This is a genomic window from Pseudomonas sp. LD120 (assembly GCF_009861525.1).
Lineage (GTDB): Bacteria > Pseudomonadota > Gammaproteobacteria > Pseudomonadales > Pseudomonadaceae > Aquipseudomonas.
Genome location: NZ_WVHL01000005.1, coordinates 1385827 through 1411925 on the forward strand (window position 1 = coordinate 1385827; position 26099 = coordinate 1411925).

At 62.8% G+C, this 26099-nt stretch carries 25 protein-coding genes; 14 read left to right on the top strand and 11 right to left on the bottom strand.

Annotated features, from left to right (window positions below; genetic code table 11):
* Positions 1-4 precede the first annotated feature (4 nt).
* The 6 genes from ptsP to PLD_RS20650 all read right to left on the bottom strand — a co-directional run bounded on the left by ptsP (position 5) and on the right by PLD_RS20650 (position 6804).
* Positions 5-2527, bottom strand: a complete 2523-nt coding sequence (gene ptsP / locus PLD_RS20625) for a phosphoenolpyruvate--protein phosphotransferase (protein ID WP_159895955.1) — start codon at positions 2525-2527, stop codon at positions 5-7.
* A 27-nt stretch (positions 2528-2554) separates the two neighbouring features.
* Positions 2555-3577 carry an SIS domain-containing protein gene (locus PLD_RS20630; protein ID WP_159895957.1) on the bottom strand — a complete coding sequence of 341 codons (1023 nt, stop codon included), beginning with the start codon at positions 3575-3577 and terminating at the stop codon, positions 2555-2557.
* On the bottom strand, positions 3558-4664 hold the full coding sequence (gene nagA, locus PLD_RS20635; RefSeq protein WP_159895959.1) for an N-acetylglucosamine-6-phosphate deacetylase: 1107 nt from the start codon (positions 4662-4664) through the stop codon (positions 3558-3560). Before nagA ends, PLD_RS20630 begins: the two co-directional genes overlap by 20 nt.
* Positions 4665-4693: 29 nt before the next feature.
* A complete protein-coding gene (locus PLD_RS20640) occupies positions 4694-5425 on the bottom strand; it encodes a GntR family transcriptional regulator (protein WP_159895961.1) in 732 nt (243 codons plus the stop codon).
* Between the two features lie 275 nt (positions 5426-5700).
* Entirely contained in the window at positions 5701-6204 is a 504-nt protein-coding gene (locus PLD_RS20645; RefSeq protein ID WP_159895963.1) for a murein L,D-transpeptidase family protein, read from the bottom strand.
* Between the two features lie 48 nt (positions 6205-6252).
* The gene (locus tag PLD_RS20650; protein WP_159895965.1) at positions 6253-6804 is read right to left on the bottom strand and encodes an NUDIX hydrolase; all 552 of its coding nucleotides are present in this window, start codon (positions 6802-6804) and stop codon (positions 6253-6255) included.
* 147 nt (positions 6805-6951) lie between these two features.
* Here PLD_RS20650 and PLD_RS20655 point away from each other — a divergent pair, with 147 nt between their 5' ends.
* The 5 genes from PLD_RS20655 (at position 6952) to purT (ending at position 10210) form a co-directional block, all read left to right on the top strand.
* Positions 6952-7551 (top strand): CoA pyrophosphatase, encoded by a 600-nt coding sequence (locus PLD_RS20655; RefSeq protein WP_159895967.1) that lies wholly within the window; start codon positions 6952-6954, stop codon positions 7549-7551.
* 57 nt (positions 7552-7608) lie between these two features.
* Complete coding sequence (locus tag PLD_RS20660; protein ID WP_159895969.1) at positions 7609-8133, top strand: gamma carbonic anhydrase family protein; 525 nt, start codon at positions 7609-7611, stop codon at positions 8131-8133.
* The gene (locus PLD_RS20665) at positions 8130-8345 is read left to right on the top strand and encodes a DUF1289 domain-containing protein (RefSeq protein WP_159895971.1); all 216 of its coding nucleotides are present in this window, start codon (positions 8130-8132) and stop codon (positions 8343-8345) included. Before PLD_RS20660 ends, PLD_RS20665 begins: the two co-directional genes overlap by 4 nt.
* A gap of 116 nt (positions 8346-8461) precedes the next feature.
* Complete coding sequence (locus PLD_RS20670) at positions 8462-8929, top strand: VUT family protein (protein WP_159895973.1); 468 nt, start codon at positions 8462-8464, stop codon at positions 8927-8929.
* Between the two features lie 99 nt (positions 8930-9028).
* Positions 9029-10210 (top strand): formate-dependent phosphoribosylglycinamide formyltransferase, encoded by a 1182-nt coding sequence (gene purT / locus PLD_RS20675; protein WP_159895975.1) that lies wholly within the window; start codon positions 9029-9031, stop codon positions 10208-10210.
* A gap of 92 nt (positions 10211-10302) precedes the next feature.
* On the opposite strand, the gene PLD_RS20680 is transcribed toward purT, so the two are convergent.
* From PLD_RS20680 to PLD_RS20690, 3 genes are all read right to left on the bottom strand, one after another.
* A complete protein-coding gene (locus PLD_RS20680; RefSeq protein ID WP_159895977.1) occupies positions 10303-11619 on the bottom strand; it encodes an MFS transporter in 1317 nt (438 codons plus the stop codon).
* Positions 11620-11948: 329 nt separating this feature from the next.
* Positions 11949-13178 carry a transporter associated domain-containing protein gene (locus PLD_RS20685; RefSeq protein ID WP_159895979.1) on the bottom strand — a complete coding sequence of 410 codons (1230 nt, stop codon included), beginning with the start codon at positions 13176-13178 and terminating at the stop codon, positions 11949-11951.
* Positions 13179-13187: 9 nt separating this feature from the next.
* The gene (locus tag PLD_RS20690; RefSeq protein WP_159895981.1) at positions 13188-14000 is read right to left on the bottom strand and encodes an inner membrane protein YpjD; all 813 of its coding nucleotides are present in this window, start codon (positions 13998-14000) and stop codon (positions 13188-13190) included.
* Positions 14001-14208: 208 nt separating this feature from the next.
* On the opposite strand from PLD_RS20690, the gene ffh reads away from it, so the two are divergent.
* From ffh to rplS, 5 genes are all read left to right on the top strand, one after another.
* A complete protein-coding gene (gene ffh, locus PLD_RS20695; RefSeq protein WP_159895983.1) occupies positions 14209-15585 on the top strand; it encodes a signal recognition particle protein in 1377 nt (458 codons plus the stop codon).
* A gap of 249 nt (positions 15586-15834) precedes the next feature.
* The gene (gene rpsP, locus PLD_RS20700; RefSeq protein WP_058436577.1) at positions 15835-16086 is read left to right on the top strand and encodes a 30S ribosomal protein S16; all 252 of its coding nucleotides are present in this window, start codon (positions 15835-15837) and stop codon (positions 16084-16086) included.
* A gap of 5 nt (positions 16087-16091) precedes the next feature.
* Positions 16092-16628, top strand: a complete 537-nt coding sequence (rimM, locus tag PLD_RS20705; RefSeq protein ID WP_159895985.1) for a ribosome maturation factor RimM — start codon at positions 16092-16094, stop codon at positions 16626-16628.
* Positions 16610-17383: a tRNA (guanosine(37)-N1)-methyltransferase TrmD gene (trmD, locus tag PLD_RS20710; RefSeq protein WP_178116196.1), complete on the top strand. Its 774-nt coding sequence runs from the start codon at positions 16610-16612 to the stop codon at positions 17381-17383. The genes rimM and trmD overlap by 19 nt, the downstream gene beginning before the upstream one ends.
* Before the next feature lie 45 nt (positions 17384-17428).
* Positions 17429-17779: a 50S ribosomal protein L19 gene (gene rplS, locus PLD_RS20715; protein ID WP_009047143.1), complete on the top strand. Its 351-nt coding sequence runs from the start codon at positions 17429-17431 to the stop codon at positions 17777-17779.
* A gap of 54 nt (positions 17780-17833) precedes the next feature.
* On the opposite strand, the gene PLD_RS20720 is transcribed toward rplS, so the two are convergent.
* Entirely contained in the window at positions 17834-19963 is a 2130-nt protein-coding gene (locus tag PLD_RS20720; RefSeq protein WP_159895987.1) for a DUF4132 domain-containing protein, read from the bottom strand.
* 325 nt (positions 19964-20288) lie between these two features.
* On the opposite strand from PLD_RS20720, the gene PLD_RS20725 reads away from it, so the two are divergent.
* Positions 20289-20702 (top strand): acyl-CoA thioesterase, encoded by a 414-nt coding sequence (locus PLD_RS20725; protein WP_159895989.1) that lies wholly within the window; start codon positions 20289-20291, stop codon positions 20700-20702.
* 216 nt (positions 20703-20918) lie between these two features.
* On the opposite strand, the gene PLD_RS20730 is transcribed toward PLD_RS20725, so the two are convergent.
* A complete protein-coding gene (locus PLD_RS20730; RefSeq protein WP_159895991.1) occupies positions 20919-22721 on the bottom strand; it encodes a sodium:proton antiporter in 1803 nt (600 codons plus the stop codon).
* A gap of 105 nt (positions 22722-22826) precedes the next feature.
* On the opposite strand from PLD_RS20730, the gene xerD reads away from it, so the two are divergent.
* The 3 genes from xerD (at position 22827) to PLD_RS20745 (ending at position 26045) form a co-directional block, all read left to right on the top strand.
* The gene (gene xerD, locus PLD_RS20735; protein WP_159895993.1) at positions 22827-23723 is read left to right on the top strand and encodes a site-specific tyrosine recombinase XerD; all 897 of its coding nucleotides are present in this window, start codon (positions 22827-22829) and stop codon (positions 23721-23723) included.
* 150 nt (positions 23724-23873) lie between these two features.
* A complete protein-coding gene (locus PLD_RS20740; protein ID WP_159895995.1) occupies positions 23874-24605 on the top strand; it encodes a thioredoxin fold domain-containing protein in 732 nt (243 codons plus the stop codon).
* A 135-nt stretch (positions 24606-24740) separates the two neighbouring features.
* Positions 24741-26045 (top strand): homoserine dehydrogenase, encoded by a 1305-nt coding sequence (locus PLD_RS20745; RefSeq protein WP_159895997.1) that lies wholly within the window; start codon positions 24741-24743, stop codon positions 26043-26045.
* Positions 26046-26099: the final 54 nt, after the last annotated feature.

Genomic DNA, 26099 nt, shown 5'->3' on the forward strand with positions numbered 1-26099 from the left:
TTTCTTATGGGTTCAGAGGCCAATGCCGGGCGCAGGCCTGGCGGACCGCGGCGGCACCTGGGAGGTCGAGCAGCGGCTGGCTCAGCCGGCGGCATTCGGCGGCATCCAACTGGCGCACCCGGTCCTTGATTTCCCCCACCTGCGGCGGGCTCACCGACAGTTCGCGCACGCCCAGGCCGATCAGCACCGGGGTGGCCAGGGGATCGCAAGCCAGGGCGCCGCAGACCCCGACCCAGCGTCCATGGCGCTCGGCGCCGGCGCAGGTCTGGGCGATCAGTCGCAGCAGGGCCGGGTGCAGGGCATCGACCCGTGCCGCCAGCCCCGCATGATCGCGATCCATGGCCAGGGTGTACTGGGACAGATCGTTGGTGCCGATGGACAGAAAGTCGGCGTGCTCGGCCAACTGTTCGGCCATCAGCGCCGCCGCCGGGACCTCGATCATTACCCCCAGTTGCGGGCGCTGGCTCAGGCCCAGTTCGGCAGCAAGTTCTTCCAGGCGCTGGCGGATGTGCAGCAGCTCGGCCACTTCGGTGACCATTGGCAACATCACCCGGCAGCGCTGCACCGGTGCGACCTGGAGCAGCGCCCGCAGCTGTTGCTCCAGCAGTTGCGGGTGCGCCTGGGCCAGGCGGATGCCGCGCAGGCCCAGCACTGGGTTGGCTTCCATCGGCAATGGCAGGTAGTCCAGTTGCTTGTCGCCGCCCACGTCAATGGTGCGGATGATCACCGGCTTGTCGCCCATGGCGTCCAATACCGCTTGGTAGGCCTGGCACTGTTCCGCTTCATCTGGCGCGGTGTGGCGATCAACGAACAGGAACTCAGTGCGCAACAGGCCAACGCCATCGGCGCCACCTCGATACGCGTCCCGGGCTTCATCGCCGGAGGCAACATTGGCCGCCACCTCGATCGGTTGGTTGTCACGGGTCAGGGCGGGCTCATGGGCCCTTTGCTGTTGCCAGGCGCGCCGCTGGCGCAGGGTGTCGCCGGCCTGTTGCACCTGTTTGATGCGTTGCGGGTCGGGCGCCAGTTCCAGGCGTCCGCCATTGGCGTCCAGCACCACCTGGCGCTCATGGGCAATGGCCAGCACCTCCGGGCCCAGGGCCACCAGGCAAGGCAGGCCCTTGCCTCGGGCGAGGATCGCTACATGGGACGTGGCGCCGCCGGCGGCCATGCACAGCCCGGCCACGCCTTGGGCGCTGAGCTGCAGCAGATCGGACGGGGTCAGCTCTTCGGCGGCGACTATTGCCCCGGGCGGCAGATCGTAGTGCCAGGCTTCCCCCAGCAGGGCGCGCAGGACCCGTTGCTGCAGGTCCCGCAGGTCATTGGCACGTTCCGCCAGCAGTGGGTTGCCCAGTTGCTGCAAGACCCGGCATTGCTCGGTGATCGCGGCACTCCAGGCATGGGCGGCGGCGCGGCCCCGGGCGATGGCGGCATCGGCGGCATCCAGCAGGGTGGGGTCTTCGAGCAAGGCCAGGTGCGCGTTGAAGATGTCCTGTTCCTGTTGGTCCCGACGCTGTCTGGCCTGTTCCAGGGTGTGGCGGATTTCCCCGCGCACCTGCTCCAGTGCGGCGCTCAAGGCTTGCCGTTGGGGCGCGGGCGGGTGCTGGTCATGATCTTCTGCCAGGACCATGGCGCGCAGTCGCATCAGCGGCCCGCTAACCAAGCCGGGGGCGGCGCAGACTCCGTGCAGTACTCCGTCCTCTGCGGGTCGCCGGGGCGCTGGGGCAGGGGGCAGCATTGCCTCATGGGCGTGCACCGCCATGGCGGTGCTGAGGGTTTTGAGCAGTGCCTGCAAGGCGAGCTCGCAATCGGCGCCCTGGCAATCGACCTGCACTTCATCCTGTTCACCGATGCCCAGGCCCATCAGGGCGATCAAGCTGGAGCAGGGCGCGCTGTTGTCCTTGAAGGTCAATTGCGAGTGGCTGTCGAAACGTGCGGCGGTCTGGCGCACCAGGGCCGCGGGGCGGGCATGCAGACCGCCGTGATGGGCGACCTTGACCCGCGCGCTGGCCTGCCGGCTGCTGGTGTCTGCTGTCGCCGGCCGCGCACCGGCGCCGGCGCGTCGGCTGATGTGCAGCAACGGCTCGCCCACCTTGACCGTCGACCCGCTCAGCGGGCGCAGCTCGAAACCTTCGCCATTGGTCAGGATCAGCAGGCTGATCAGGCTCCGGCAATGTTGGGCCACGTGGTCCAGGTCCACCCGCAGCAGCGGTTGGCCAGCGCTGACCTCCTGGCCCTCCTTGACCAGCAAGGCAAAGCCCTCACCTTGCAACTCGACGGTGTCCAGGCCCAGGTGCAATAGCCACTCGGCACCATTGGTGGCGCGCAGGGTCAGCGCGTGCCCGGTGCGGGCCACTTGGATCACCCGGCCGGCGCAGGGGGCGTGAAGCGTATCGTTGAGCGGGTCGATGGCAATTCCGTCACCCATGGCACCACTGGCGAACACTGGGTCCGGGACGCTGTGCAGGGGCAGGACGGGCCCACTTAACGGGGCACTGAGCGTCAGGTCGTTATTGTTGTTGTGCATGGCGCAGTACTCATCCATCAAAGGGGCTTAGTGAGTGCGGGTCACTTTGCTCAGGTGGCGTGGTTGATCAGGGTCCATGCTGCGGGCCTCGGCCAGACTGGCGGCCATCACATAGAAACTCTGGATCGCCAGGATCGGGTCCAGTGCCGAGTGTTCCGCACGGTTCAGGGTCAGGTCCCGTTCACCGATGTCATCCGGGGCTGCCAGCAGGACCTTGGCGCCGCGCTGGCGCATGTCGGCGGCCAGGCTCAGCAACCCGCCCTGTTCGGCACCGCGAGGGGCGAATACCAGTAACGGGTAGTCGCGGTCTATCAGAGCCATCGGGCCGTGGCGCACTTCGGCGCTGCTGAAGGCTTCAGCCTGGATGGCTGAGGTTTCCTTGAGTTTGAGCGCGGCTTCTTGGGCGATGGCAAAGCCGGCGCCGCGACCGATCACCATCAGTCGCTGACAATCACGCAGGGCGTTGACCGCCAGGTTCCAGTCCAGGGTCGCGGCTTGTTGCAGTCCCTCTGGCAGGGCCAGGCCAGCCTCCAGCAGAGGGCTGTCCTGGTTCCAGTGAGCAATCAGCCGGGCGCTGGCGCTGAGGGTGGCGATAAAACTCTTGGTCGCGGCCACGCTTTGCTCCGCACCGGCGTACAGCGCCAGGGAGAATTCGCTGGCGGCTTCCAGTGGGCTGTTTTGCGCATTGACCATGGCCACGCTCAGGGCGCCGCGCTTGCGCAGCAGGCGCACGCTGTTCACCAGGTCGGGGCTTTGCCCTGATTGCGAGAAGGCGAACACCGCTTGGCCGCTGACCCGCAAGGGGGCCTGTTGCATGGTCACCACCGACATCGGCAGCGAGGCCACCGGGATGCCCACCTGTTGCATGGTCAGGTAGGCGAAGTAGCTGGCGGCATGGTCGGAACTGCCCCGGGCCACGGTCATTGCTACCTGCGGTGGCTGACGGCGCAGACGGCCGGCGACCTCGATCAGCGACGGGTCCAGATGTTGCAGTTGGCTACTGACGCTAGCGTGCGAGGACAGCGCCTCTTCAAGCATTTTTGAAGTCAATGTCTTCTCCTTCGACCATGACGGCGGTCAGTGTGAGTGCGCGGTCCAGGCGCACGCTGTCGGCCCAACTGCCAGGTTGCAGGCGGCCGCGTTCAGGGAGGCCGAGGTAGTCGGCGGGAAATTGCGACAGGCGCTGGGAAGCCTCGGCCAGGGGCAGGCCGATCTTCACCAGGTTGCGCAGCGCCTGGTCCATGGTCAGGGTGCTGCCGGCCAGGGTGCCGTCCGCCAGGCGCACGCCGCCCAGGCACTTGGTCACGGTGTGGCTGCCAAGCTGGTATTCACCGTCGGGCATGCCGGCGGCGGCGGTAGAGTCGGTGACGCAATACAGGCACGGGATCGAGCGCAGGGCCACGCGCATGGCGCCGGGGTGCACATGCAGCAGGTCGGGGATCAGTTCGGCGTACTGGGCGTGGGCCAGGGCGGCGCCGACGATCCCTGGCTCACGGTGATGCAGGGGGCTCATCGCGTTGTACAGGTGGGTGAAGCTGGTGGCGCCCGCGGCGAGGGCGGCAACGCCTTCTTCGTAGCTGCCCAGGGTGTGGCCGATCTGCATGCGTACGCCACGGGCACTGAGGGCGCGGATCAAGTCGTCGTGGCCGGCGATTTCCGGGGCAATGGTGATGACACGGATCGGCGCCAGTTCCAGGTAGTTCTCCACCTCGGCCAGTAGCGCGGTGTGCGCGAAATTGGGCTGGGCGCCGAGCTTGCCGGGGTTGATGTAAGGCCCTTCCAGGTGCACCCCCAGCACCCGTGCGCAACCTTGGAGGCGTTGCTCAGCGAAGGTCCCAAGCTGCGTCAGGACCTGGGCGATTTCTGCTCGCGGCGCAGTCATGGTGGTGGCCAGCAGCGAGGTGGTGCCGAACCTCAGATGGGTGCGGGTGATGGTCTGGAAGGCGTCGCGGCCTTGCATCACGTCCTTGCCGCCACCGCCGTGGACGTGCAGGTCGATAAAGCCCGGCAGCAGGTAGGGCAGGTCGTTGTCCGCCGGGTCGCAGGGGCTGCCTTGGATGGCGCTGACCTTGCCGTCCTGGTGGATCAGCCGACCGCGAACCCAGCCTTGGGGCGTGAGGATATTGTCTTCGGACATGGGCGTTTCTCTGGCTCCAGGGGGAGGATTCAGCGTCGCAGTTCGGCGACGAAGTCGTAGTAGTCGTTACGGCAGTAGGTGTCGGTGACTTCGATCGGGGTGTTGTCTTCCAGGTAGCCGACCCGGGTCATCAGCAGCATGGCGGTGCCGGGAGCGATGCCCACCAGGGCGGCGAATTCGTCAGAGGCATTGATCGCCTGAATGTGTTGCAGGGCCCGAACCACGGGGCGACCGATGCTGTCGAGGTACTCGTAGAGCGAGTCGCCGACAGCCTCGGGCTGAGCAATGAGGGTGGCCGGCAGGGTGCTCATCTCAATGGCCATCACCGCATCGTCGGCTTTGCGCAGGCGCTTGAGGCGCGCCACCTTGTCGTTGGGCGACAGGCCGAGGCGGATCAGCTCTTCGTGGGTCGGTGGGGTGATGGTGCGCTCCAGCCATTGGGAGCCTGGGACGAAGCCTTTTAGACGCAGCATCTCGCTGAAACTGGAAAGGCGTGACAAAGGTTGCTCAAGACGCGGTGTGATGAACGTCCCCGAGCCTTGACTGCGGCGTATCAGGCCTTGTTCGAACAACACCTCAAGGGCTTTGCGGGCGGTGACGCGGGAGATGCCCAGCAATTCGCTGAGGTTGCGCTCCGATGGCAGCGCTTGTTCGGCTTTCCATTGGCCGGCGTGAATCGCCGCTTCCAGGTTGCGGGCCAGTTGCAGGTACAGCGGGGTCGGCTGGGTGTCGTCGGGACGCAGGGTCAGGAGGTGATTCATCTGTAGGGTTTCCGATGCGGTTTTTAGGTTGTTGTCGCCCGGTAGTGCTGAAAAAACTAATACCACTTAAATACCATGTCAACGCCGTCGGTCTGCAGATTTTGCGATAGGCAAGGGAGGCGGCTGAGGTTGACGGCTAAAATCACTTAAGTGGTATTAGGTAGGTCTGGCGGCGAGGGCCATGGTATCTGGTGGCGACCCGTAGCGGGTCGCGAAGTGGTATGCGCGCCCGGGAGGGCGCGAGGGGGGCGAAATATTATTCGGCGGGAGGGGAATTAAGGGCGTATTTCGATCAGGGTGCCGTCTTTTACCAATCTCCACACTTCGCGCATGTCGACATTGCGCATGGCGATGCAGCCGTCGGTCCAGTCCAGGGTGTGGAAGTACTGCTCTGGAAACTCCTCGGTGTCCGGGGTGCCGTGGATCATGATCATGCCGCCGGGGTTGACCCCTTCACGGCGGGCGCGTGCTGAGTCGGTGATGTTCGGGTAGGAAATGTGCATGGCCAGGTTGTAGCGATCGCTGGTCTTGCGCCAGTCGAGCCAGTAGAGGCCTTCCGGGGTGCGTTTATCACCTTCCATGAGCTTGGGGCCCTTGGGTTTCTTGCCCAGGGAGATGCGGTAGGTCTTCAGGGGTTTGCCGCCATTGATCAATTGCAATTGATGGGCGGACTTAAGCACCAGGATTTTCTCGATGGTCTTGCCGTCCAGGGTGGCCCCCGCAGAGGCCTGGCATACAGCAACGAAGGAGTAGCACAGCAGGGCAAGCAACCAGCGCATTGACACGATATCCCCAGGCGCGCACAGGTCTCTGTGCACGTTTTATTGTTAACTGATGGCCGGCTGAGCGAGCGGCGGAATGGATTCGCAGCGCACAGGAAAGGCCTGTGTCCGCCGGTCAGCGAAGAAGCATTCTAAGGTACGACCGACGGTGCGGAAAGCCAGCTCTGACCAGGGGATGTCGGCCTCGTCGAATAACTGCACTTCCAGGCTTTCGGGGCCCGCGGCAAAATCCAGGTCGGCCAATTGCGCCCGGAAGAACACGTGCACCTGGCTGATATGTGGCACGTCGATCAGGGTATAGAGCGCCAAGTCGCGTACCCGGGCGCAGGCTTCCTCAAAGGTCTCGCGGATTGCGCCTTGTTCGACGGTCTCGCCGTTTTCCATAAAGCCGGCCGGCAGGGTCCAATAGCCCAGGCGTGGCTCGATGGCGCGTCGACATAGCAGCACCTTGCCTTCCCAGGTGGCCAGGCAGCCGGCAACGATATTGGGGTTTTGGTAATGGATGGTCTGGCAGTGATCACAGACGAAGCGCAGGCGCGAATCGCCGTCGGGTATGCGTTGGGTTACCGGGTTGCCACACTGGCTGCAAAATTTCATCTGAGGTATCCGAAAAGGCTGCGGCTATCTTGGCGCGGGCGGCCCATGGTCGGCAAGTTGTCGTTAAGCGACAGAGCCCGGGGCGGGGGTTGGGCCAGTGATGGGATTGGTGCATGATGCACGGTAGCCAACAGATCGAGATGCCTCATGCTGGACGAGCTACTTCATCGGGTAAGCCACTACACGCCTCGAACACTGGAAACCGACCGACGTTTCCCTGAAGCTGCGGTGCTGGTGCCCATCACCCGCAGCGATGATCCCGAACTGGTGTTGACGTTGCGCGCCAGCGGCCTGTCGACCCACGGCGGCGAAGTAGCGTTTCCCGGTGGTCGCCGCGATCCGGAAGATCCGGATCTGATTTTCACCGCGTTGCGTGAGGCCGAGGAGGAAGTTGGCCTGCCGCCTGGGCTGGTGGAAGTGATCGGCCCCTTGAGCCCCCTGATATCTCTGCACGGGATCAGGGTCACGCCTTATGTCGGGCTGATTCCCGACTATGTCGAATACCAGCCCAATGACGCCGAGATCGCCGCTGTTTTCAATGTCCCGCTGGAGTTCTTCCGCCAGGACCCTCGTGAGCACACTCATCGCATCGACTACCAGGGACGCAGTTGGTACGTCCCCAGCTACCGCTTTGGCGAGTACAAGATCTGGGGGCTGACCGCGATCATGATCGTTGAACTGGTCAATCTGTTGTACGACACCCGCATCAGCCTGCACCAACCACCGAAAACCTTTATCAATCCCTGAAAGCCATCACCGCGCATGGCATCCATCTGCGGCTGCCTGAGCCATGAGGACAACAAGATGAAATACCGTCTGGGCGACGCCCGAGTCGACACCCACCCGCAGAGCTGGGTGGCGCCGAATGCCACGCTGGTCGGCAAGGTCAAGCTGGAGCAAGGCGCCAGTGTGTGGTTCAACGCGGTGCTGCGTGGCGATAACGAACTGATTCTGATCGGCAAGCACAGCAACGTTCAGGATGGTGCGGTGATGCACACCGACATGGGCTATCCGCTGACTCTCGGTACTGGCGTGACCGTGGGCCATAACGCCATGCTGCATGGCTGCACCGTTGGCGACTACAGCCTGATCGGCATCAACGCGGTGATTCTCAACGGCGCCAGGATCGGCAAGTACTGCATCATCGGCGCCAATGCGCTGATCGGCGAAGGCAAGGAGATACCTGACGGTTCGCTGGTCATGGGGTCTCCCGGCAAAGTGGTGCGCGAACTCACCGAGGCGCAAAAGAAAATGCTCGAAGCCAGTGCCGCTCACTACGTTCATAATGCCCAGCGGTATGCCCGAGACTTGGTTGAGCAAGAACAATGACAGCCCCAGAAAGACCCATCGCCTCGCCCTGTGTGAGCATTTGTGCCCTGGATGAGCAGGACATGTGCACCGGCTGCCAGCGCACGGTGGATGAGATCACCCGTTGGAGTCGCATGGACAATAACGAGCGGCGCGAGGTTTTGGCGTTATGCCATGAGCGGGCCAGGTCCAGCGGCTTGCTGTTGAGGGTGGGCGTCCATGCTGACGGTTGATCTGGCCCTTCGCCCTGAGCGACGGGCTGGCCCCGCCACGAGGGCTCGACGTCCTTGGCCCGATCGCGGTGCCTGAAGTACCCTGTGCACCTTCCTGACAGGTACTCCTCGCTCCCATGCTCTTCCTGATCGCCTATATCAGCAGTGTCGTGCTGATCAACTACGCCTTTTCCTCGGCCCCGCACCTGGACATCATCTGGTCGGCCTGGGGCGGATTGGTATTTGTCCTGCGCGACATGGTGCAGACGCGCTTTGGTCACGGTGCCGTGATCGCCATGCTGGCGGCTTTGGTGCTGTCTTATGTGACCTCGGACCCGACCATCGCTTTGGCCAGCGCCACCGCTTTTGCCGTCTCGGAGTGCATCGACTGGCTGGTGTTCAGTATCACCAAGCGACCGCTGCATGATCGCCTGTGGATCAGTTCGGCCCTGAGCATTCCCCTGGACACCTTTATCTTCTTCGGCATGATCGGTGTCTTGACCCCGGGAGTGATCCTGACCGCCCTGGGCTCGAAGTTTGCCGGGGTCACGGTGGTCTGGCTGGCCATGGCCTGGCGTTTGCGCAAAGCGGCGTGCGCCGGCTGAGCCAAAGGCTACGGTTCATGTAAAATGCCGCGCTCTTTCCCCGTGGGTCGCCCGCCTGGCGCTCGGCCCTCGATGATCCGCTCCTTTGAGGACCTTCAGATGACTCGTATCGGAACTCCATTGTCGCCAACCGCGACCCGCGTCTTGCTTTGTGGCTGTGGTGAGTTGGGTAAGGAAGTGGTGATCGAGCTGCAACGCCTGGGCGTCGAGGTGATTGCCGTGGACCGCTACGCCAACGCGCCAGCCATGCAGGTCGCCCACCGCAGCCATGTGATCAACATGCTCGACGGCGCAGCCTTGCGGGCGGTCATCGAGGCCGAGAAGCCGCACTTCATCGTTCCGGAAATCGAAGCCATCGCCACGGCGACGCTGGTGGAGCTGGAAGCCGAAGGCTTTACCGTGATCCCGACCGCTCGGGCGACTTCGTTGACCATGAACCGTGAAGGCATCCGTCGTCTGGCCGCGGAAGAGCTGGACCTGCCGACTTCGCCGTATCACTTCGCTGATACCTTCGAAGACTATGCCAAGGCCGTGCAAGACCTGGGTTTCCCTTGCGTGGTCAAGCCCGTAATGAGTTCTTCGGGCAAGGGCCAGAGCCTGCTGCGCAGTGTCGATGATGTGCAGAAGGCCTGGGACTACGCTCAGGAGGGCGGGCGTGCGGGCAAGGGTCGGGTGATCATCGAAGGGTTTATCGATTTCGACTACGAAATCACCCTGCTGACCGTGCGCCATGTGGGCGGGACCACGTTCTGTGCGCCGGTCGGCCATCGTCAGGAGAAGGGCGACTACCAGGAGTCCTGGCAGCCTCAGGCCATGAGCCCGAAAGCCCTGGCCGAGTCCGAACGCGTGGCCAAGGCGGTCACCGAAGCCCTGGGCGGTCGCGGCCTGTTCGGCGTGGAGCTGTTCATCAAGGGGGACCAGGTGTGGTTCAGCGAAGTGTCGCCGCGTCCTCACGACACCGGTCTGGTGACCCTGATTTCCCAGGATCTGTCGCAGTTCGCCCTGCATGCGCGGGCGATTCTCGGCCTGCCGATTCCATTGGTCCGTCAGTTCGGGCCTTCGGCTTCGGCGGTGATTCTGGTGGAAGGCAGCTCCACCCAGACCGCCTTCGCCAATCTGGGGGTCGCCTTGAGCGAGCCAGACACCGCGTTGCGCCTGTTCGGCAAGCCGGAAGTCAACGGCCAGCGGCGCATGGGGGTGGCCCTGGCGCGGGATGAGTCGATTGAGGCTGCTCGGGCCAAGGCGACCCGCGCCTCTCAAGCAGTCGTCGTCGAGCTGTAAAAAGTAGCGCGAGCAGGCTCGCTCCTGGCGGTTCCATACCAACCATGCAGGAGCGAGCCTGGCGGTGCTTCGTCTGCTCGCGTAGCGGTTGTTCAGGGCACCCGGTTCAGGTCGTTGCCGCGGGTTTCCTTCAAGCACAACACCGCGATCAAGCTCAGGATCGCCGCCCCCGACACGTAAGCCCCCACCCAGCTCAAGCCGCCCATCGCCACCAGTTTTTGGGCGAAGAAGGGGGCTGCTGAGGCGCCGACAATGCCGCCCAGGTTATACGCCGCCGAAGCGCCGGTATAACGCACATGAGTTGGAAACAGTTCCGGCAGCAGCGCCCCCATCGGGGCGAAGGTCACTCCCATCAGAAACAGCTCGATGCACAGGAACAGCGCCACGCCGGCGGTTGAGCCCTGGGTCAATAACGGTTCCATGGCAAAGCCAGACAAAATTGCCAGCACGCCGCCGACAATCAGCACCGGCTTGCGCCCAAAGCGGTCGCTGGCCCAGGCCGACAGTGGCGTGGCCGCGGCCATGAACAGCACCGCGAAGCACAGCAGGCCGAGGAAGGTTTCCCGGCTGTAGCCCAGGGTAGCGACGCCGTAGCTCAGGGAAAACACCGTGGAGATGTAAAACAGTGCGTAGCACACCACCATCGCTGCGGCGCCCAGCAGTACCGGCAGCCAGTATTGGCTGAACAGCTCGACCAGCGGCATTTTCACCCGCTCCTGGCGTGCCACGGCGTTGGCGAACACCGGGGTTTCATGCAGCTTCAAGCGTACATACAGGCCCACCATCACCAGGGCTGCGCTGAGCAGGAACGGAATGCGCCAGCCCCAGGCGCGGAACTGCTCGTCGTCCAAGCCCATGGCCAGGCCGAGGAACAAACCGTTGGCGGCAAGAAAGCCGATGGAGGGCCCCAGTTGCGGGAACATGCCGAACCAAGCGCGCTTGCCTTCCGGGGCGTTTTCCGTGGCCAGCAACGCCGCTCCGCCCCATTCGCCACCCAGCCCCAGGCCCTGACCGAAGCGCAGTACACACAGCAGGATCGGTGCCCAGGCGCCGATGCTGTCGTAGCCAGGCAGCACGCCGATCAGCGTGGTACATACCCCCATCAGCAGCAAGGACGCCACCAGGGTCGACTTGCGCCCGATGCGGTCGCCGAAGTGGCCGAACAGCGCCGAGCCCAAGGGGCGGGCCAGAAATGCAATACCGAAGGTCAGGAATGCCGAAAGCATCTGGGCGGTGCCGGAGGTCTGTGGGAAGAACACCGGTCCGATCACCAGTGCGGCGGCGGTGGCGTAAACATAGAAGTCATAGAACTCGATGGCGGTGCCGATGAAGCTGGCAGTGGCCACGCGGGTTGTGGAGTTGCTGGGTTCAGCGCTCGCGGCGGCGCTGCAGGCCGTGTGGGTTGTCATGCGGTTATCCCTGACAGTCGGTGCTCCGGTGGAGCGAATGATTAGAGGTGAGCACCCAGGGATGTGGGTTTGGCGCGGGCGCCGCTCCGGGTGGGAGTGGCGTCGAACTTCAAGCGGTTGATGCCGGCAGGATTGCGCTGTGTGCGGGTAGCACGCGGGGCTGCGGGGCTTGGGTAAGCGGCCTGATTATAGAAAGGCTCCTAACGATCCAACAAGCGTTTAGAGGGATGCCGGATTGGGTACTGTCTTGCAGGTAGCTATCGAATCGAAGAGGCGCTGCTTTGCGGGGGGGGGGCTTTGCATGCCTGGCGCCTCATGCAAGGGGAGCGTTAGAGAAGCGCAGGGACGCTGCTGGTGTGCCAGATCAGTACGCGGCTCACGCGGTTCTCCTCGGTTTCGAGGATTTCCAGGCGGTAGCGGCCGATCTTCAGGCACACGGCGCTGTCCGGGATGGTTTCCAGGGCTTCGGTGACCAGGCCATTGAGGGTTTTGGGGCCGTCGCTGGGCAGGTGCCAGCCGAGGCTTTTGTTCAGTTCGCGAATCGATGCCGCGCCTTCCACCACATAGCGGCCATCGGCCTGCGGATGGATGTGCGGATTGTCCAGGCTGTGCTCGCTCTCGAACTCGCCGACGATCTCTTCGAGAATGTCTTCCAGGGTGACGATGCCCAGCACCTCGCCGTACTCGTCCACCACCATGCCCAAGCGTCGTTGCTGCTTGTGGAAATTCAGCAACTGCAGCTGCAGCGGGGTGCTTTCCGGAACGAAGTAAGGCTCGTGGCAGGCCGCCAGCAAGCTTTCCTTGGTCAGACTGGCGTCTGGCAGCAAGTGGTTGATCTGTCGAGTATTGAGTACCGCTTCAACCTGATTGATGTCGCTGTGGAAGACCGGCAGGCGCGTACGCTTGTTCAGGCGCAGTTGGGTGACGATGTCTTCGATCGGCTCGTCCAGGTTGATGCCGTCGACTTCGCTGCGCGGTACCAGGATGTCGTTGACGGTAATGTTGTCCAGCGCGTGGATCCCGGCCAGGGCTGGGTGCTCTTGAGGGGGCGGTGCATCATCGCGCTGCGTCGGATCGTCATCACTGTGCTTGACCGCGTTGACCTTGGCGGCGAAAGGCTGCAGCAGTAACTGGCCGATGGCATTGAGCAGCCAGGCCGCTGGATAGACGATCTTCATGGGGATGGCGAGCAGGCTGTTGCCGAAACTCAGGGTGCTTTGCGGGTAGCGCACGGCCAGGGTCCGGGGCAGGTATTCGGCCAGGATCAGCAAGGCGCAGGCACTGATCAGGCAGGCCAGCCAGGGGCCGTTTTCTGCCCAATAGAACAATCCCAGCAAGGTGCTGATGATCACCGCCAGAACTCGGCACAGGGTGTTGCACAGGATCAGGCTCTCCTTGGGGAAGGCCAGTTGCGCAGTCTGCTTGTCGCCTGCGCGCGAGCCGTTGCGCAGGCCCAGCAGCTGTTGTTGGGCGGCATCGATGGCGGTGAACAGCCCCGACCAGACGATGAGCAGGGTAATTACCGCGAGCATGGGCCCGGTGGGCAGTGAGTCGGTCATGGCCGGTCGTCAGATATGCAGGATGTATTCACGAACCAGCTTGCTGCCGAAGTAGGCCAGCATCAGCAGGCAGAAACCCGCGAGGGTCCAGCGAATCGCCTTGTGCCCGCGCCAGCCGAGACGATTGCGGCCCCACAGCAGCACACTGAACACGACCCAGGCCAGGCAGGCCAGCAGGGTTTTGTGCACCAGGTGCTGGGCAAACAGGTTCTCGACGAACAACCAGCCGGAGATCAGCGACAGCGAGAGCAGGGTCCAGCCGGCCCAGAGAAACCCGAACAGCAGGCTTTCCATGGTCTGCAGTGGAGGGAAGTTCTTGATCAGTCCGGAAGGGTGCTTGTTTTTCAGTTGATGGTCCTGCACTAGCAGTAGCAAGGCTTGGAACACCGCGATGGTGAACATGCCGTAGGCCAGGATCGACAGCAGGATGTGGGCGAGAATCCCGGGTTCCTCATCAATCACCGGCACCGTGCCGGTGGGGACGAACTGCGCCAGCAGGGCGGTTAGTGCGCCGAGCGGAAACAGCAGCACCAGCAGGTTTTCCACGGGGATTCGCCAGCAAGCCAGCAGGCTCAGGGCGATGACCGCGGCCGCAATCAGACTGGCGGCACTGAAAAAGTCCAGGCCCAGGCCAATCGGGGTCAGCAGGTGGGCCAGCAGACTGACGCCGTGGGCCAGCAGGGCCAGGATGCCGAGCGTAACCAATAGGCGTCTGTTTGCCTTGGCGCCTGTGGCCAGGCGGGAACCTTGGTAGAAGGTCGCAGCGGCATAAAGGACGGCGGCGGCGAGGGTGGGTAGCAAACTGGGTGGCAAGGGGAGCATAAATCCTGTTAGGCAGGCCCGAAAGTCGCTGAGTTTGGCATAGAACCCACAGCCCTGAAAGACCACGCAAGCAGACGGCGAGGTGTCCGCCACGCCCAGTCTTCGCTATAATCCGCGCCCTGCCCACGCCGCAGGCTCATCGAGCACGTGTTTATTCCGCTCTGGGCCGCCATTACCCCGGTCTTCCTTGGGCCTGAAAGGATCGAGCATGTTTGAAAACCTAACCGACCGTCTCTCGCAGACGCTGCGCCATGTCACTGGCAAGGCCAAACTGACCGAGGACAACATCAAAGACACCCTGCGCGAAGTGCGCATGGCGCTGCTTGAGGCTGACGTCGCATTGCCGGTGGTCAAGGACTTCGTCAACTCGGTGAAGGAACGTGCGGTCGGCACCGAGGTGTCCCGTAGCCTGACCCCGGGCCAGGCGTTTGTGAAGATCGTTCAGGCCGAGCTGGAAAGCCTGATGGGCGCGGCCAACGAAGACCTGAATCTGAGCGCGGTGCCACCAGCGGTGGTGCTGATGGCCGGTCTGCAGGGCGCGGGTAAGACCACCACGGCCGGCAAGCTCGCACGCTTCCTTAAAGAGCGTAAGAAAAAGAGCGTGATGGTGGTGTCTGCCGACGTTTACCGTCCGGCGGCAATCAAACAGCTGGAAACCCTGGCCGGCGACATCGGGGTGACCTTCTTCCCGTCGGACCTGAGCCAGAAGCCGGTGGCCATCGCCGAAGCGGCCATTAAAGAAGCCAAGCTCAAGTTCATCGATGTGGTGATCGTCGATACCGCCGGTCGTCTGCACGTCGACAGCGAAATGATGGATGAGATCCAGGCGCTGCACGCGGCCATCAATCCGGTGGAAACCCTGTTCGTGGTCGACGCCATGACCGGCCAGGACGCCGCTAACACGGCCAAGGCCTTTGGCGACGCGCTGCCGCTGACCGGGGTGATCCTGACCAAGGTCGACGGCGATGCCCGTGGCGGTGCAGCACTGTCGGTGCGGGCGATCACCGGCAAACCGATCAAGTTCATCGGCATGGGCGAGAAGAGCGAAGCACTGGAGCCGTTCCACCCTGAGCGGATCGCTTCGCGGATTCTCGGCATGGGCGACGTGCTCAGCCTGATCGAGCAGGCCGAGCAGACCCTCGACAAGGACAAGGCCGACAAACTGGCCAAGAAGCTGAAGAAGGGCAAGGGTTTCGACCTCGAAGACTTCCGTGATCAGTTGCAGCAAATGAAAAACATGGGCGGTCTGGGCGGTCTGATGGACAAGCTGCCGAACATGGGCGGGGTCAACCTGTCGCAGATGGGTAACGCGCAGAGCGCAGCGGAAAAGCAGTTCAAGCAGATGGAAGCCATCATCAATTCCATGACCCCGGCCGAGCGCCGCGACCCTGAGCTGATCAGCGGTTCGCGCAAGCGCCGGATCGCCATGGGTTCCGGCACTCAGGTGCAGGACATCGGTCGCTTGATCAAGCAGCACAAGCAGATGCAGAAGATGATGAAAAAGTTCTCCGCCAAGGGCGGGATGGCCAAGATGATGCGCGGCATGGGCGGAATGCTGCCCGGCGGCGGCATGCCGAAAATGTAAAGAATCCGCGTCGGCAGTCATGTCGGCGCTTTTCCACGGGGACGTGGAATCTGGAGCAAGCCCCCGCTTGGGGTGCGCTCACTCGCTGCCGCTTGCGGCGGCTCCATGGCAAATCTGAGTGGCAGCCGATAGGCGCCGGAAAAAGTCATTTGCAAAAGTCCGGATATTCCTTAGAATATGCGGCCTTTCGGGCACCCATGCCCGCTGTGCATTTAGATTTGCAGCACCGACTACAGGAACGATGTTCACATGCTAACAATCCGTCTTGCCCTTGGCGGCTCCAAAAAGCGCCCGTTTTACCACTTGACCGTGACCGACAGCCGTAACCCACGCGACGGTTCGCACAAAGAACAAATTGGCTTCTTCAACCCGATCGCTCGTGGTCAAGAAGTCCGTCTGTCCGTGAACCAAGAGCGCGTAGCCTACTGGCTGAGCGTGGGTGCGCAGCCTTCTGAGCGTGTTGCTCAGTTGCTGAAGGAATCGGCTAAGGCTGCAGCCTGAAGCCTATGAACGCGACGCCAGCTCCTGCTGATGATTTGATCGTTATCGGCAAAATCTACTCTGTTCATGGCGTTCGCGGCGAAGTGAAGGTCTTTTCCTTTACTGATCCGATTAAAAACCTGTTGGACTACAAAACCTGGACGCTCAAGCGCGAAGGTAGCGTGAAGCAGGTTGAGCTGGTCAGCGGACGCGGGAACGACAAGTTCCTGGTCGCAAAGCTCAAGGGTCTTGATGACCGCGAAGAAGCTCGTCTTCTGGCCGGTTACGAGATCTGCGTGCCGCGCAACCTGTTCCCTGAACTGACCGACGGCGAGTACTACTGGTACCAGCTGCAAGGTCTCAAGGTCATCGACACCCTCGGGCAATTGCTCGGGCAGATCGATCACCTGCTGGAGACCGGCTCGAACGATGTAATGGTGGTCAAGCCTTGCGCTGGCAGCCTGGATGATCGCGAACGCCTGTTGCCCTATACCGAGCAATGCGTGTTGGCCGTCGACTTGGTCGCAGGCCAGATGAAGGTGGAATGGGACGCGGATTTCTAAGCGTGGCTAATTTGCGCGTAGAAGTGATCAGTTTGTTTCCCGAGATGTTCTCCGCCATCAGCGAGTACGGCATAACCAGCCGCGCGGTGAAACAGGGGCTGTTGCAGCTCACCTGTTGGAACCCGCGAGACTACACCACGGATCGACATCACACTGTGGACGATCGCCCGTTTGGCGGTGGTCCGGGCATGGTGATGAAGATCAAGCCCCTGGAGGATGCGCTGGTTCAGGCCAGAAACGCAGCCGGGGAGGGTGCGAAGGTGATCTACCTGTCGCCCCAAGGCCGCCAACTGAATCAGTCGGCGGTGCGCGAGTTGGCGAATGAGGATGCATTGATCCTGATTGCTGGTCGTTATGAAGGCATTGACGAGCGGTTTATTGACGCTCATGTCGATGAAGAGTGGTCGATTGGCGACTATGTACTCTCCGGTGGCGAGCTACCGGCGATGGTCCTGATTGATGCGGTTACGCGACTGCTGCCCGGAGCTTTAGGGCATGTGGATTCCGCGGAGGAAGATTCCTTCACGGACGGTCTGCTGGATTGCCCGCACTACACCCGACCTGAGGTGTATGCGGATCAGCGTGTTCCCGACGTGTTGCTAAGTGGCAATCACGCACACATCCGGCGTTGGCGTTTACAGCAGTCCCTTGGTCGGACCTATGAACGACGCGCCGATCTTCTGGAAAGCCGCTCGCTTTCTGGAGAAGAGAAGAAGCTGCTCGAGGAATACCTCCGCGAGCGGGACGATAGTTAACAACGTATCGATGGTAGATCCGACGATTTACCTTAGGAGCACAGCATGACCAACAAAATCATCCTTGCACTCGAAGCAGAGCAGATGACCAAAGAGATCCCAGCCTTTGCCCCGGGCGACACCATTGTCGTTCAGGTGAAAGTGAAGGAAGGCGATCGTTCGCGTCTGCAGGCGTTCGAAGGCGTAGTGATCGCCAAGCGCAACCGCGGTGTGAACAGCGCGTTCACCGTACGTAAAATCTCCAACGGTGTTGGCGTAGAGCGTACTTTCCAAACCTACTCCCCGCAGATCGACAGCATGGCTGTCAAGCGTCGCGGTGACGTGCGTAAAGCCAAGCTGTACTACCTGCGCGACCTGTCGGGTAAAGCAGCTCGCATCAAGGAAAAACTGGCTTAAGTCCAGCTTCCGATGCAGAAAAAAGCAGCCTACGGGCTGCTTTTTTGTTGCCTGTCATTTAGTCCCCGGGCGGTTGAGCAGGGCGCAGACCGTATTGGCGATCCGTTCCAGCAGAACCTCGTCGTAAGGCAGCCAGGGCAGGGCGGCCAATTTGCCACTTTGCCCTGCCAGGGCCACTTCCACCGGTGCCCCATTGCGCGTCACGCGCCCGGTGACCAGATGCACCGCATGCTCGCCGACCCGGACATGGTGCCCCTCCAGCGACAACTTCCCCTCCTCGATCAGCGTGGCGAACGCCATGCCCAGCACGTGGCGGCGCGTCAGCGTCATCTGGGTGAGATTCTGCCCGGCCAACAGATTCAGGCGTTGCTCGCGCCTGGCTGCCGGCATTTGCGGCAGTGGCTGGCCCGTCGCGGTCCGGGCCAATTCCTCGATGGCGAAGCTGCTGACGCTGACCAGCAGGTCGATGGCCCGGCAGGCTTCTGAAAACACCTGTGGCGGCACATCTTGCAGCGGTATCGGCTGCCAGTGTTTGTCGGTGCGCCGGGCAAAGCTTGTGCTACCCGACAGGCAGTGCCCCTGCCGCCCTGGATAGAGCGCCGCGTCCACCGCAAAGCTCACCCGGATATCACCCAGATGCCGGCTCAGGCCGCTGTCCCTGTCGATCTTCCAGCCTTCGCGGCGTGCCAGGCCGATCAGTGGGCGGATGGACAGGCTGTAGCCGGCGAATGCCTGGCAGTTGTGGCTTTCCCGCTCTTGCGGGGGTGGTAGGTAGTACTCGCGAAATACCTGGCGCAGCGGCTGTTTGATCCGACGTTGGCTGATCAGGGTTTGCCAGGCGTGACGCTCTTCGGCGCTGGCCGACAGCGGGTGCCACAGCGAGACCCTGCACCCGGCCTCCAGGCTCAGCGGCTGGCCCCAGGGGTCTAGCGCTTGCGCATCCGCTTCCAGCAGGAAGCTGCAGCGTTGGCCATTCTCGCCATGGGTAACCCAAACCAATGAGCGGGCAAAGGGCGAGCCCACGGCGGTGTCCGCCAGTTGCGCTCGCCAGTCGCGCAAAGACAGTTCAAAGGCGTGCCACAGTCCGGATTCCAGGCAACTGGCCAGAAGCCTGTGCTGAGCCTTGCCCGGCGTGCTGTTGGGGGGCAGGCGCAGGGCGATCTCGGGGCGTTGGGCCAAGCCGCGTTCGGCGGGCTTGAGGTTGCGCGTGAATTTTTTCTGGATGCTGGCATGCCGCACCAGGCTCAGGGCATTGCGCAGTGCCTGCACGCTTTCCGGGGTGGGCACCTGCTCGATGCAGTGACCCAGGGCAATGGCCAGGGACTGCGACGGGGCGGTCTTGGCCTGGGTCGGGGCGACGCAGGCCTTGGGCAGCAAAATGTCCATCAACGGCGGCAGCCAGGAGGCATCGCGCAGCAGGGCGACCCGGGCGGCGCGGGCGATCACCGGGGTGTCATCGGTGGTAAAGGCGCCATCGGCCACATAGGGCTCGGCACCGCTGTGGATAGCGTCCAGGCGCTGGGCCGCTGTGCTGAGAACCTGCTGTGAGAATTCGACGTACGCCGCGTCATCCATCAACACCCTGGCCGGGTCGGCGCTCAGGTGATGATGGCCGGTCCAGTACTCGCTACCGGCCAGGGCCTGCTGTGAGCGCGGCTCCAGTTGCCCGAACAGCTCGAACTCCTGCCGGGCATAGGGCGCATTCGCATAGTGTTGTTCTACGCAGCGCCGCAGCGCTGTCCGGGCCTCTTCATCCACCCATTGCGTCAGCATGTAGGCCTGGGGGTAGTTCACCGCCCACTGTCTGGAGGGTTCAGCGAGGAGCCTGCGCAGCTCCCCGGCCAGGGCCGCGCTCGGTGTCCCGCTGAACCAGGTCAGTTGCTCCACCGCCTCCTGCCAGTTGACGCCACTGCGCAGCGTCTCCAGCAGGTTGGTGTGATCGAGGGCCGGGCTCAGCTCCAATTGCGTGGCCTGCTGCACGATCGCGGTCGCCAGCTGCTGCACCGCCGGGTTGGCGTGGTCGCGCAGAGCCCGGCGGATGGCTGGCCACAGGCTGCCCAGTTGAGCGGGTGTCAGTGGGCTGATGTCGAGCGGCGGGCCGATAAAGTGAGGGTGATCCACGCGGTCGGCGTTCAGGCGTTGTTGCAACTGCGCGATGAGCGAAGGCGCGAGCGGGGCATCCATGGTGGCGGGTCTCCTTTTCAGTGGGCGAATGATCGCATTGTCTATTGCCGATCGTGGCACTTGGGCCATGCGGGGTTCTTTCAGCCCCTGCCAGGCGGCGATATACTCGCCGGCCCAATAATGTGTGATCGCCCAGACCGTGCAGCCTGCATGGACGCCCAGGGCGCGTGACACCCTCCCGGCGCTCCTGGCCTGTTGTTATCCACAGGCAGGCGGCCCTCCGATTGTTTCCCTCAAGCCTTTGGTCGCTGCCCGACAGCGCTCATCGGCCTTCCATGCCCGCAGCGTGTCCCTGCGCGGATCTATTCATTCAGGCCGTAATCCGATGACCCTTCGTGAGCAAGAAATCCAGCGTCGTACCGAACTCTCGGTGACCCGCGTGACCAAGGCGGTATTCCCGTCCACCACCAACCATCACAACACCCTGTTCGGCGGCACGGCCCTGGCCTGGATGGATGAGGTTTCGTTCATCGCGGCCACGCGTTTCTGTCGCTTGCCGCTGGTGACGGTGTCCACCGACCGCATTGATTTCAAGCATCCGATTGCCGCGGGTTCGATTGTCGAACTGGTCGGGCGAGTGGTGAAGGTGGGCAACACCAGCCTCAAGGTCGAAGTCGAGGTGTTTGTCGAAAGCATGAGCTGTGATGGGCGGGAGAAAGCCATCCATGGCTTGTTCAGCTTTGTTGCCATCAATGACGAAAAGCGCCCGGTGCCGGTGCTGCCGGAATTGGTGGCGTAGCAGGCTGCTGGCTGGAGAATGGGCCTCGGGGCTCTTCGCTGGCAGCCAGCTCCTTGTATCTCGGCTATCGCTGCGTAAGGCGCGAACGTTCTCGACTGATCATCCAGGGACGTGTCCGGACGCCGCCCAGTTCCTCGGGCTTCTAGCCTGCAATAGATTGTGCTCCAGCCTTCCAGCACTCACTCATCAAGCATCAACGGGATCTACGGGGACAGGTTATGGGGACTCGGGCTGGATCAGGGCCAGCAGGGTCCAGCCCGGTGCCGGTTTGAGGTCGCTCTCTGGGGTGACTACGTGCACCCAGCCGTTGCTGTCACGGGCGAACAGCAAGGTTGCGCGTTCGCCGTGCAGGGCCTGGTAGTCATCCCAGCCGAAGGCCTCGGTCAGGTGCGTGCTGTACAGCTCCGCGCCCTGGCCCAGCAGGCTGGCCAGCTTGGTGTAGGTCAGGGCCTCGCTGCCCAGTAGCTGGCCACGGTGTTCGTGGCTGGTGCGGTGTTTGTCGGTGCGCCGGCTTTCCTGGCTGTTGGCCAGGGCGAACAGGCGTTGGTGGCCGAAATCATGGCGAAAGCGCATCGCTGCCAGTGTGTTCAGCTCGCCGGAGGGTGACAGGGCCAGCAAGTGGCCCAGGCCCACCAGATCCAGATGGGCGTCGGCGTGTTGTGAGGCGGGATTGCCGAAATAGGTGGGCAGGCCTTCCATGCGAGCAGCGCGGATGTTCTCCCAGCTGGAGTCGGTCAACAGCACCCGGCTGCCCAGTTGTTGCAAGGCCTTGCCAATGACGCGGGCCGGGCTGTTGGCGCCGACGATGAGGAAGCCGCTGGGGGCGGGCTCCGCGACTTTCAGCAGGCGTGCCAAGGGCCGGGCGGTGGCGCTTTGCAAGACCACGGTGCCAATGATCACCGCGAAGGTCAGCGGCACCAGGAGCAGCGCGCCCTGATGGCCTGCTTCATCCAGGCGAATGGCGAAGATCGCCGACACCGCCGCTGCGACAATTCCTCTTGGGGCAATCCAGGACAGCAGGGCGCGCTCACGCCAGTTCAGGCTGGAGCCGGCGGTGGACAGCAGCACGTTTAGCGGGCGGGCGATGAACTGGATCACCAGCAGCAGAATCAGCACCAGTGGGCCCAGGGCGATCAGTGCATTGAGGTCCAGGCGTGCTGCCAGCAGGATGAACAGCCCGGAAATCAGCAGTACGCTGAGGTTTTCCTTGAAGTGCAGGATGTGTCGCACATCCACGCCTTTCATGTTGGCCATCCACATGCCCATCAGGGTCACCGCCAGCAGGCCGGATTCGTGCATCACTTGGTTGGAGACAATGAAAATCCCCAGCACCGCGGCCAGGGTGGCCAGGTTGTGCAGGTATTCCGGCAGCCACTGGCGACGCATGATGCTGCCTAGAACCCAGCCGCCGGCGATACCGAATAGGCTGCCGCAGAGAATCACGCCGCCAAAGGTCAGCAGGCTGTGGCTCAGGCCCTCGCCGGCAGAGCTGGCGATGATGAAGCTGTAGACCACTACCGCCAGCAGAGCGCCGATGGGGTCGATGACAATGCCTTCCCAGCGCAGGATGTTGGCAATCGACGCCTTGGGTCGCACCACGCGCAGCATGGGCACGATCACCGTCGGCCCGGTGACCAGGGTCAGGGTGCCGAACAGCAGGGCCAGCATCCAGTCGAAACCCAATAACCAGTGGGTGGCCAGGGTAATGACGGCCCAGGTCGACAAGGCGCCGATGGTCACCAGGCGGTGCACCACGCTGCCGATCTCCCGCCATTGCGAAAGGTGCAGGGTCAAACTGCCTTCGAACAGAATCAGCGCTACTGCCAGGGATACCAGCGGCATCAGCAGCGGTCCGAACATCTCTTGCGGGTCGAGCCAGCCCAGCACCGGGCCTGCGAGAATGCCGCTGAGCAGCAGGAACAGAATGGCGGGTAGCTTGAGTCTCCAGGCCAGCCATTGGCAGCCCAGTGCCGCGACGCCGATGCCGCCGAAAGCCAGCAAAATCTGTTGTTCACTCATCAACGCACCCTGTTCCTTGAAATGGCTGGCTATGAAAGACTAGCGACCCTCTAATCAGTTCACTACTTTTTTCGCGTTGCCCTGGGTCGCGCCTTTCGAGTCTTTATGCCTGCCATCGACCATCCTTTGATCGACCGCTTTCTCGACGCCCTGTGGCTGGAGAAAGGCCTGTCCGACAACACCCGCGATGCCTATCGCAGTGACTTGGCGTTATTCAATGGATGGTTGCAGGAGCAAGGGTTGGAGTTGCCGCGGGCCGGTCGCGAGTTGATCCTCGATCACTTGGCCTGGCGCGTGGAGCAGGCCTACAAGCCTCGTTCGACCGCGCGATTCCTGTCCGGCGTGCGTGGGTTCTATCGCTATTTGCTGCGAGAAAAACTCATTGAGGTCGATCCGACCCTGCGGATCGACATGCCACAACTGGGGCGTCCGCTGCCCAAGTCGTTGTCGGAAGCGGATGTTGAGGCGCTGCTAGCGGCCCCGGATCTGAGCGAGGCCATCGGCCAGCGGGATCGGGCGATGCTGGAAGTGCTCTACGCCTGCGGACTGCGGGTCACCGAGCTGATCAGCCTGACCCTGGAACAGGTCAACCTGCGCCAGGGGGTGTTGCGGGTCATGGGCAAGGGCAGCAAGGAGCGCTTGGTGCCCATGGGCGAGGAGGCGATTGTCTGGGTCGAGCGCTACATGCGTGATGGCCGTGCCGAGTTGCTGGGGGGGCGACCCAGCGATGTGCTGTTTCCCAGTCAGCGTGGCGAGCAGATGACCCGGCAGACGTTCTGGCACCGGATCAAGCATCAGGCCAAGGTCGCCGGAATCGGCAAGGCGCTGTCGCCCCATACCCTGCGCCACGCGTTTGCAACGCACCTGCTCAACCATGGTGCCGATTTGCGGGTGGTACAGATGCTGCTAGGGCACAGCGACCTGTCCACCACCCAGATCTACACCCATGTGGCCCGCGCGCGGCTGCAGGATCTGCACGCCAAACATCATCCAAGGGGCTGATTGGGCGTCCGTGCGGCGCTTTGCGTCGTCCGTAGTCGGTGCCGGCAAGCAGATGTGATAGGCTTTGCCGGTTTGCAAAAAGGGTGTTTGTCTGCGTTTGGTCCCGACCGGCGTTGGCGTTTGCCCATTTGCCCGCCTTCAGGAGTTCCCATGCGTTTGACCCAGATTATTGCCGCCGCCTCCCTGGCGTTGCTCAGCACTTTCGCCATGGCCGATGACAGTGCCGAAAAAGCCATCCGTAAGAGTCTCGAGACCCTGCAGCTCGAAACCCCGGTGGAGAGCATTACCGCCAGCCCCATGAGCGGCCTGTACGAAGTCAAGCTCAAGGGCAGCCGCGTGTTGTACGCCAGCGCCGACGGCCAGTTCGTGGTTCAGGGCTATCTGTTCCAGCTCAAGGACGGCAAGCCGGTGAATCTCACGGAAAAAACCGAACGCCTGGGCATTTCCAAGTTGATCAACGGCATCCCGGTCGCAGAAACTGTGGTCTATCCGGCCATCGGCGAGACCAAGACCCACATCACTGTGTTCACCGACACCACCTGCCCCTACTGCCACAAGTTGCACGCGGAAATACCGGCGCTGAACAAGCAGGGCGTGGAAGTGCGTTATGTGGCGTTCCCGCGTCAGGGCCTGGGCTCGCCAGGCGATGAGCAATTGCAAGCGGTCTGGTGCTCGGCGGACAAGAAAGCCGCCATGGACAAGATGGTCGAGGGTAAGGAAGTCAAGGCCGCCAAGTGCGCCAACCCTGTGTCCAAGCAGTTCGCTTTGGGCCAGTCGATCGGTGTCAACGGCACGCCAGCCATCGTCCTGGCTGACGGCCAGGTGATTCCGGGCTACCAGCCGGCACCGCAGATCGCCAAACTGGCGCTGGGTGCGAAATAATCCTGCATCGTCACGCTAGCCTTTGACGATCATGGCCCGCAGGTTACGACCGGCGGGCCATTAATAGAGAGCCGCGCTGTTTGCGGCTGTTTTCCACGGCCGGCCTTGAGTCGGCCGTTTTATGGGGAGTTCAGAGTGAATCCGGTCAAAGTAGGCATCTGTGGGCTGGGTACTGTCGGTGGCGGTACCTTAAACGTACTTCAGCGCAACGCCGAGGAGATTGCCCGCCGTGCCGGGCGTGGAATCGAAGTAGCGCAAATTGCTACCCGTACGCCCAAGCCTCAGTACCAGACGACCGGTATTGCGATGACCAACGATGTTTTCGCCGTGGCCACCAATCCTGAGATCGATATCGTCATCGAACTGGTGGGCGGTTACACCGTGGCCCGCGAGCTGGTGCTCAAGGCCATCGAGCACGGCAAGCACGTGGTCACCGCGAACAAGGCGCTGATCGCCGTGCACGGTAACGAGATCTTCGCCAAGGCCCAGGAAAAGGGCGTGATCGTGGCTTTCGAAGCCGCCGTGGCCGGTGGCATTCCGGTGATCAAGGCGATCCGCGAAGGGCTGTCGGCCAACCGCATCAACTGGCTGGCAGGGATCATCAACGGCACCGGCAACTTCATCCTCTCGGAAATGCGCGAGAAGGGTCGTACCTTCGAAGACGTGCTGGCCGAAGCCCAGGCCCTGGGTTACGCCGAAGCCGACCCGACCTTCGACGTCGAAGGCATCGACGCCGCGCACAAGCTGACCATCCTGGCCTCCATTGCCTTTGGTATCCCGCTGCAGTTCGACAAGGCCTACACCGAAGGCATCACCAAGCTGACCACTGCCGACGTGAACTACGCCGAAGCCCTGGGCTACCGCATCAAGCACTTGGGTGTGGCGCGGTGCACCGAGGCCGGTATCGAGCTGCGGGTTCATCCAACCCTGATCCCGGCCGATCGCTTGATCGCCAACGTCAATGGCGTGATGAACGCGGTCATGGTCAATGGCGACGCCGCCGGTTCGACCCTGTTCTACGGTGCCGGCGCCGGCATGGAGCCGACCGCTTCCTCGGTGGTGGCCGACTTGGTGGACGTGGTTCGCGCCATGACCAGCGACCCGGAAAACCGCGTGCCGCACCTGGCCTTCCAGCCGGACTCCCTGTCTGATCACCCGATCCTGCCGATCGAGTCCTGCGAAAGCGCCTACTACCTGCGCATCCAGGCCAAGGATCACCCGGGCGTACTGGCCCAGGTAGCGAGCATCCTCTCGGAGCGCGGCATCAACATCGAATCGATCATGCAGAAGGAAGTGGAAGAGCAGGACGGCCTGGTGCCGATGATCCTGCTGACCCATCGCGTTCTGGAGCAGCACATCAACGATGCGATCACCGCCCTGGAGGCCCTGCAGGGCGTCGTCGGCCCAGTGGTCCGTATCCGTGTCGAACATCTCAATTGAAGCAGCGGCAAGCTTCAAGTGCCAAGCGGCAAGCCAGAAGCGCAACTGCTCTGA